This is a genomic window from Mesorhizobium sp. M2C.T.Ca.TU.002.02.1.1, assembly GCF_003997225.1.
The window spans coordinates 1-8,086 of sequence record NZ_RZTO01000218.1 but is presented as its reverse complement, the minus strand read 5'-3'; the positions used below and the strand labels follow the sequence as shown (position 1 = coordinate 8,086).

The following is an 8,086-nucleotide window of genomic DNA, read 5'->3' as shown; positions in this document are numbered from 1 at the left end:
CCTGGAAGCTGATCCTGTCGCCGATCTGGGGCGTGGCGCCGCATCTGATGGACTTCGTCGGCCTGAAGAGCTTCTTCACGCCATGGCTTGGCAAGGAGCAATATGCGCTCACCGCGCTCAGCCTGGTGTCGGTGTGGCAATTCGTCGGCATCCCTATGATGCTCATCTACGCGGCGCTGCTGTCGATCCCGGACGAGGTGATCGAGGCGGCCGAATGCGACGGCGTCACCGGCATGGCGCAGTTCTGGAAGATCAAGCTGCCGCTGATCCTGCCCTCGATCGGCATCATCTCGATCCTGACCTTCGTCGGCAATTTCAACGCCTTCGACCTGATCTACACCGCGCAAGGGGCGCTCGCCGGGCCGAACTATTCCACCGACATCCTCGGCACCTTCCTCTATCGCGCCTTCTTCGGCTTCCAGCTGCAGGTCGGCGATCCAAATATGGGCGCCGCGATCGCCACGATCATGTTCCTGATCATCCTCGCCGGCGTCTGCGTCTACCTGTTCCTCGTGCAGACGCGCCTGCGTCGCTACCAGTTCTGAGGCGCGCCATGAGCACAGCCACCCGTTCGCTTCCCCGCACCATCGGCGCCCACGCGATCCTTATCACCTACACGGTAATCGCGCTGTTTCCGGTGATCCTCGTGGTGATGAATTCGTTCAAGTCCCGCGCGGGCATCTTCGGCGCGCCGCTGACGCCGCCGACGCCGAAGACCTTCGACCTGATCGGCTACACGACGGTGTTCGGCCAGGGCGATTTCTTCCACTATTTCCAGAACAGCCTCGTCGTCACCGTGCTGTCGCTGTTCTTCGTGCTTTTGTTCGGGGCGATGGCCGCCTTCGCGCTGTCGGAATACCGCTTCCGCGGCAACACGCTGATGGGGCTTTACCTGGCGCTCGGCATCATGATCCCGATCCGCCTCGGCACCGTGGCCATCCTGCAATTGATGGTGGCGACCGGGCTGGTCAACACACTGGCGGCGCTGATCCTGGTCTACACCGCGCAAGGCCTGCCGCTGGCGATCTTCATCCTGTCGGAATTCATGAAGCAGGTATCCGACGATCTGAAGAATGCCGGCCGCATAGACGGGCTTTCGGAATACACGATCTTCTTCCGCCTTGTCCTGCCGCTGGTGCGGCCGGCGATGGCGACGGTCGCCGTCTTCACGATGATCCCGATCTGGAACGACCTGTGGTTCCCGCTGATCCTGGCCCCTTCGGAACAGACCAAGACGGTGACGCTCGGCGCCCAGCTCTTCCTTGGCCAGTTTGTTACCAACTGGAACGCCATCCTGGCGGCGCTGTCGCTGGCGATCCTGCCGGTGCTCATCCTCTATGTCATCTTCTCGCGGCAGCTGATCCGCGGCATCACATCGGGAGCGGTGAAGTGAGCGGGGGGTTGCTAATCGCATTCGGTCGGCGCTTCACCCCGCCCGTCGCTGCGCGCCGACCTCCCCATCGAGGGGAGGTAGGGCGTCGGCGTGAACACCTCTACCGCCAAATAAGCTGCACCGAACTGAACCCCGGGGCGGCTGAGAGTGAAGCGACGACCTCCTACCTCCCCTTGATGGGGAGGTCGGCGCGAAGCGCCGTGTGGGGTGACACCGTCTCAAGAGAAAGTGCAACCGTCGGAGTAGCTCTGTGAGCCCTGAAACACCCCTTCGCGTCGTCGTCGCCGGGCTCGGCAATATGGGCCGCAGCCATGCGCTCGCCTACCATAACAACCCAGGCTTCGAGATCGCCGCGCTGGTCAACCGCTCCGACGTGCCGCTGCCGGACGGACTTGGCGACTACGGCATCAGGCGCTCCTTCGAGGATGCGCTGCGCGACGAGAAGCCGGACGTGGCGGCGATCGCCACCTATTCCGACAGCCATGCCGACTACGCGGTGCGGGCCTTCGAGGCCGGTTGCCATGTTTTCGTCGAGAAGCCGCTGGCGACGACGGTGGCCGACGCGCAACGCGTCGTCGATGCCGCCAAGGCCAACGGCAGGAAGCTGGTGATCGGCTACATCCTGCGCCACCATCCGTCCTGGATCCGCCTCATCGCCGAGGCGCGCAGGCTCGGCGGCCCGTATGTCTTCCGCATGAATCTCAACCAGCAGTCCTCCGGCCATACCTGGGGGACGCACAAGCAGCTGATGCAGACGACCTCGCCGATCGTCGACTGCGGCGTGCATTATCTCGACGTGATGCTGCAAATCACCGACGCAAGACCCGTCGAGGTGCGCGGCATGGGCGTGCGGCTGACCGACGAGATCGCGCCATCGATGTACAATTACGGCCACCTGCAGGTGCTGTTCGAGGACGGCTCGGTCGGCTGGTACGAGGCCGGCTGGGGACCGATGATCTCAGAGACGGCCTTCTTCGTGAAGGACGTGATGTCGCCCAGGGGCTGCGTCTCGATCGTGATGAAGGAGGGCGTCAAGTCCGACGACATCGACACCCACACCAAGACCTCGACCATCCGGCTGCACAGCGCGGCGACCGGGCCGGACGGCAAATTCGCCAGGGAAGACCAGCTGCTGTCGATGGAGGGCGAGCCGGGCCACCAGGAGCTCTGCGACCTGGAGCAGGCTTTCCTGCTCAAGGCCATCCGCGACAATATCGACCTCACCCGCCACATGGACGATGCCGTGAAATCGCTCGCCGTCTGCCTTGCCGCCGACGAGAGCGTGCGCAGCGGCAACGCCGTCAAACTCTAGAACAGGAACGAAGCCGTGGGCTCGCTGAAGATCGAGAATGTGAAGAAGGCTTTCGGGCCGGTCGAGGTGCTGAAGGGCATCGACCTCGAAGTGACGGATGGCGAATTCGTCGTCTTCGTCGGCCCGTCCGGCTGCGGGAAATCGACACTGCTGCGCGTCATCGCCGGCCTGGAGGATTCGACCTCCGGCCGCGTGCTGATCGACGGCGCGGATGTTTCCGTCACACCGCCGGCGAAGCGCGGCATCGCCATGGTGTTCCAGACCTATGCGCTCTACCCGCACCTCACAGTGAAGAACAACATGGCGCTGGGCCTGAAGCAGGCCGGCACGCCAGCGGCCGAGATCGAGCGCCGCATCAAGATCGCTTCCGCCATGCTGTCGCTCGAGCCCTATCTGGAGCGCCGGCCGGCGGAGCTGTCGGGCGGCCAGCGCCAGCGCGTCGCCATCGGCCGCGCGGTGGTGCGCGAGCCGAAGCTTTTTCTGTTCGACGAACCGCTGTCCAACCTCGACGCTGCGTTGCGCGTCAACACCCGCCTGGAGATCGCGCAGCTGCATCGGCGGCTGAAGGCGACGATGATCTACGTCACGCACGACCAGGTCGAGGCGATGACCCTGGCCGACAAGATCGTGGTGCTCAATGCCGGCCGCATCGAGCAGATCGGCAGCCCGATGGAGCTCTACAATGCGCCGGCCAACGAATTCGTCGCCGGCTTCATCGGCTCGCCGAAGATGAATTTCATCGACGGCACGCGGCTCGGCGAAACCGCCAAGACCATTGGCGTGCGGCCGGAACACCTCACCGTCGACGCGAAGTCCGGCGCCTGGAAAGGCACGGTGGTGCATGCCGAGCATCTCGGCGCCGACACCAACCTCTATCTCGACTGCGAGAAGGCGGGGCTGATCACGGTGCGCATCTTCGGCGTCTACAATGCCGAGCCGGGCGCGACGCTCTACGCGACGCCGGATGCGGCGAAGACGTACCGGTTCGGCGCGGATGGGAAGGTGTTGAGGTAGCACGCCTTTTTCGTTCTCCCCTTGTGGGAGAAGGTGGATCGGCGCGCCAGCGCCGAGACGGATGAGGGGCGCTCCAGCGGACTGCGCCCTCAAAGATAGAAGGATTCCAGGCGTTTATCCTGCTTCGCCGAGATCCTTCCAGCACCCCTCATCCGGCCGCTTCGCGGCCACCTTCCCCCACAAGGGGGGGAAGGGGAGGTCTGTGCTTACTCGTCCGCCTTGAACGTCTGCTTCTGCTGGCCGAGCCCTTCGATGCCGAGCTCGACGACGTCGCCGGCCTTCAGGAACACCGGCGGCTTCATGCCGAGCCCGACGCCGGGCGGAGTGCCGGTGGAGATGATGTCGCCGGGATGCAGCGACATGAACTGGCTGAGATAGGAGACCAGATATTTCACGCCATAGACCATCGTCTTGGTCGAGCCGTTCTGCATTGTCTTGCCGTTGACGGTCAGCCACATCTTCAGGTTCTGCGGGTCGGCGACCTCGTCCTTGGTGACCAGCCACGGGCCGGTCGGGCCGAACGTGTCGCAGGACTTGCCCTTGGTCCACTGGCCCTGGCGCTCGGCCTGGAAGGCGCGCTCCGACACGTCATGCGCGACGGCGTAGCCGGCAACATAATCCAGCGCGTCGTCTTCGCTGACATACTTCGCCGTCTTGCCGATGATAACGGCGAGCTCGACTTCCCAATCGGTCTTTTCCGAACCGCGCGGGATCAGCACGTCGTCATCAGGCCCAACGATCGCCGAGCTTGCCTTCATGAAAATGATCGGCTCCGGCGGCACGGTGGCGCCGGTCTCGGCGGCGTGATCGGAATAGTTCAGGCCGATGCAGATGAACTTGCCGGTGCCGGCGACGCAGGCGCCCAGGCGCGGCTTGCCGGAGACCACCGGCAGCGATTTCGGGTCGAGCTTGGAGAGCATCTCCAGCGAGGCCGGATGAAGCACCGTGCCGGCGATGTCGGCGACATGAGCGGAAAGGTCGCGGATCACCCCATCCGCGTCGAGCAGGCCGGGCTTCTCGCTGCCAGCTTCGCCATAGCGCAACAACTTCATCTCAACTTTCTCCACCTTGCGGCCAGGGGCCGGTTTTGCAAATTCCCATCAAAGCCAGCGGACCCTAGTCGCCGACCACACCGGCGGCAAGCGAGCCTTGCTGCTATGCCGCCAAATCGTCGAGATTTTCAGACGTTTCGATCCGACCGCCCCGTCGATATCCGAGCCTTTCGTCAGATCGACCAGCCGCCATCGATGTTATAGGCCTGCCCCGAGGTGTAGGTGGCGCCGGCAAGGTAGACGGCGAGATCGGCGATCTCCTCCGGCGTGCCGAGCCGGCCCATCGGCTGGCGGGCTATGAAGGCCGCACGGGCAGCCTCATAGTCGCCCTGGGCATGCATGCGGTCCTGCAGCGACGGGCTTTCGACCGTGCCGGGGCAGATGGCGTTGCAGCGAATGCCCTTGGCGACATAATCGGCGGCGACCGCTTTGGTCAGGCCGACCACGGCCGCCTTGGTCAGGCCGTAGACGAAGCGGTTCGGCACGCCCTTCTGCGAGCTTGCCAGCGAGGCCATGTTGATGATCGAGCCGTCGCCGCGTTCCAGCATGCCCGGCAGCACGGCGCGGATGGTGCGGATCATCGAACGGACGTTGAGGTTGACCGCGAAGTCGAGGTCCTCGTCCTTCATCTCGAGGATCGAGCCGCCATGGACGAAGCCGGCGCAGTTGAACAGCACATCGACCCGGCCGATCTCTGCGAAGGCGGAGGCGACGGCCGCGTCGTTCAGCACGTCGAGCTTACGGGTCTTGATACCGGCCGTCTCGCCCAGCTCCGCCAGCAGCGGCTCATTGATATCGGTGGCATGAACCGTGGCGCCCGCCTTGGCGAAAGCCAGCGCGCTCGCCCGGCCGATGCCTTGCGCCGCCGCGGTGACGACGACCACCTTGCCTGCCAAATCCGCCATGTTTTTCTCCTCGCCTGCCCGGAGCGTCTCACCGTTTCACGGAAACGGCAAACCGCTCTATCTCCTTGTCCGACACAATTCCCGGCGGAAAACCGCTCACCCTTTTCCTGGAATTGCTCTCGCGCATCCGCCTCTATCGAGGGCTGACCCCAGCGTCGTGTGCCAGACAGACGGCATCGTGCGGTCAGATTCCCGCTTCACAGATGAAGATGTTTTTTCTCGTTAAAGAACACGCCGACGAGCGTCAAGCCCGAACGCGATCATCTTCGCGGCTGCTTTAATGCATATCGCCAGCCCGGATGCAACGGCTTGTATGACAACAGGACAATAGGTCCCGCCGCCTTGGCTCATTCAGACGCGACACGCCTCGAGGCGTCAGTCGCCGTAGGGTACCCAGACGTTCTTGACCTCGATGGCACGGCGCAGGAAGGGCTCGCCCGCCGCCTCGTTCGAGGCCCAGTCGAGCGTGCGGCCATTGCCGGTCCAGACGCGTTTGAGATTGCCAATGGAGTCGGCCTCCACCTTGGCGCAGGTGTCGGCATCGGCGAACACCCAGAGCCCGTCGACATCGTCATGCTTGGCCAACACCCCGGCGAGCTCGGCGCTGCGTCCGGTGACGATGTTGATGGCGCCGGCAGGCAAGTCGGAATATTCGATCACCTGGTAGAGGTCGGTGGCAAGAAGCGGATGCCGCTCGGACGGAACGGCGACCACGGTGTTGCCCATGGCGAGCGCCGGCGCCAGCAGCGAGATCAAGCCGAGCAGCGGCTGGTTGTCCGGCGCGACGATGCCGACGACACCGACAGGTTCATGCAGCGCAAGCGTCACCACACGGGCCGGCGGCTGATGGACGCGGCCCTCGAACTTGTCGGCGAGGCCGGCATAGAGGAACAGCCGTTCGATCGACTGCTCGACCTCCTCGCGCGCGGCCTTGGCGGTGACGCCGGTGAGCTGGACGAGGCGCGCGGCGAACTCATCGGCGCGGCCCGAAAGGTTCTCGGCGAAATAATAGAGCACCTGGCTGCGGTTATAGGCGGTCGCATCCGGCCAGGCCTTGCAGGCGCGGGCAGCGGCGACGGCGTCGCGGATGTCCTTGCGGTTGCCGAGGCCGACTTCGCCGGCCAGCTTGCCCTTGGCGGTGGCGACGGCCAGTGAATAGTTGCCGTCCGGCCGGGCCTGCTTGCCGCCGATGAACAGCTTTGCCGTGCGATCGATGGCCATGCCGTCGGCCTGCTCGACCGGCTGCACCGAGCCGGCCGCGGCCGGCTTGATAGCGGGGCCGACGGGGAGCTTGGCGGCGAGATATTCGAACATGCCTTCGCGACCGCCTTCACGGCCAAAGCCGCTCTCGCGATAACCGCCGAAGCCGCAGGCAGCGTCGAACATGTTGGTGCCGTTGACCCAAACGACGCCCGCCTTCAATTGCGGCGCGACATGCAGGGCCAGATTGACGTTCTCGCTCCATACCGAAGCGGCAAGGCCGTAGCGCGTGTTGTTGGCGAGCTCGATCGCCTCCTCGGTGTTGCGGAAGCTCATCGTCGCCAGCACCGGGCCAAAGACTTCTTCCTGTGCCAGGATGTTGGCCGGCGAAACACCCGTGGCAAGCGTCGGCAGGTGATAATAGCCGGTCGTCGGCACGGCGGCATCCGGCTGCCAGCAGACCGCGCCCTGTTTCGCGCCCTCGGCGATCAGGCCCTTGACGCGATCAAGCTGGGTGCGGTCGACCAACGGGCCGATATCGGTGTTCTTGTCGAGCGGGCTGCCGACACGCAGCCGGCTCATCCTGACCTTGACCTTGGCGATGAAGGCTTCCGCGATACCTTCCTGCACCAGGAGCCGCGAGCCGGCGCAGCAGACCTGGCCCTGGTTGAACCAGATGCCGTCGACCAACCCTTCGACGGCGCTGTCGAGATCGGCATCCTCGAAAACGATGAAGGCCGACTTGCCGCCGAGCTCCAGCGACAGTTTCTTGCCCGACCCGGCGGTGGCCTTGCGGATGATCTTGCCGACTTCGGAGGAGCCGGTGAAGGCGATCTTCTGGACGCCGGGATGATTGACGATGGCAGCACCCGCCTCCGGTCCGCCCTGGACGATGTTGACGACGCCTTTCGGCACGCCGGCACGCTCGCATATCTCGGCGAAGAGGATCGCGGTAAGCGGCGTGAACTCGGCCGGCTTCAGCACCACCGTGCAGCCGGCGGCAAGCGCCGGCGCGATCTTCCAGGCCAGCATCAGCAGCGGGAAATTCCACGGGATGACCTGTCCGACGACGCCGACCGGCTTGTGATCGGGGAAATCCTTCTCGAGCGTCTGCGCCCAGCCGGCGTGGTGAATGAAGTGGCGGATCGCCAGCGGCACATCGATGTCGCGGCTCTCGCGGATCGGCTTGCCGTTGTCGATCGACTCCAGC

7 protein-coding genes are annotated in these 8,086 nt (G+C 64.6%); 4 read left to right on the top strand and 3 right to left on the bottom strand.

The window, feature by feature from the left end; genetic code table 11:
* The 4 genes from EOD07_RS14040 to EOD07_RS14025 all read left to right on the top strand — a co-directional run.
* Window positions 1-545, top strand: a 545-nt coding sequence (locus tag EOD07_RS14040; protein ID WP_164772240.1) for a sugar ABC transporter permease, incomplete at its 5' end; no start/stop codon positions are given.
* Window positions 546-553: 8 nt separating this feature from the next.
* Window positions 554-1,393, top strand: coding sequence for a carbohydrate ABC transporter permease (locus EOD07_RS14035; protein ID WP_112128389.1), 840 nt, complete (start codon window positions 554-556; stop codon window positions 1,391-1,393).
* 250 nt (window positions 1,394-1,643) lie between these two features.
* Entirely contained in the window at window positions 1,644-2,705 is a 1,062-nt protein-coding gene (locus tag EOD07_RS14030) for a Gfo/Idh/MocA family oxidoreductase (protein WP_127235892.1), read from the top strand.
* A 15-nt stretch (window positions 2,706-2,720) separates the two neighbouring features.
* Window positions 2,721-3,719, top strand: a complete 999-nt coding sequence (locus EOD07_RS14025) for an ABC transporter ATP-binding protein (protein WP_127235891.1) — start codon at window positions 2,721-2,723, stop codon at window positions 3,717-3,719.
* Between the two features lie 206 nt (window positions 3,720-3,925).
* Here the strand turns inward: EOD07_RS14025 and EOD07_RS14020 are convergent, their stop codons facing one another.
* The 3 genes from EOD07_RS14020 to EOD07_RS14010 form a co-directional block, all read right to left on the bottom strand.
* Window positions 3,926-4,771 carry a fumarylacetoacetate hydrolase family protein gene (locus EOD07_RS14020; protein ID WP_127235890.1) on the bottom strand — a complete coding sequence of 282 codons (846 nt, stop codon included), beginning with the start codon at window positions 4,769-4,771 and terminating at the stop codon, window positions 3,926-3,928.
* A 173-nt stretch (window positions 4,772-4,944) separates the two neighbouring features.
* Window positions 4,945-5,676, bottom strand: a complete 732-nt coding sequence (locus tag EOD07_RS14015; protein WP_127235889.1) for an SDR family oxidoreductase — start codon at window positions 5,674-5,676, stop codon at window positions 4,945-4,947.
* A gap of 375 nt (window positions 5,677-6,051) precedes the next feature.
* Window positions 6,052-8,086, bottom strand: a 2,035-nt coding sequence (locus tag EOD07_RS14010) for an aldehyde dehydrogenase family protein (RefSeq protein ID WP_127235888.1), incomplete at its 5' end; no start/stop codon positions are given.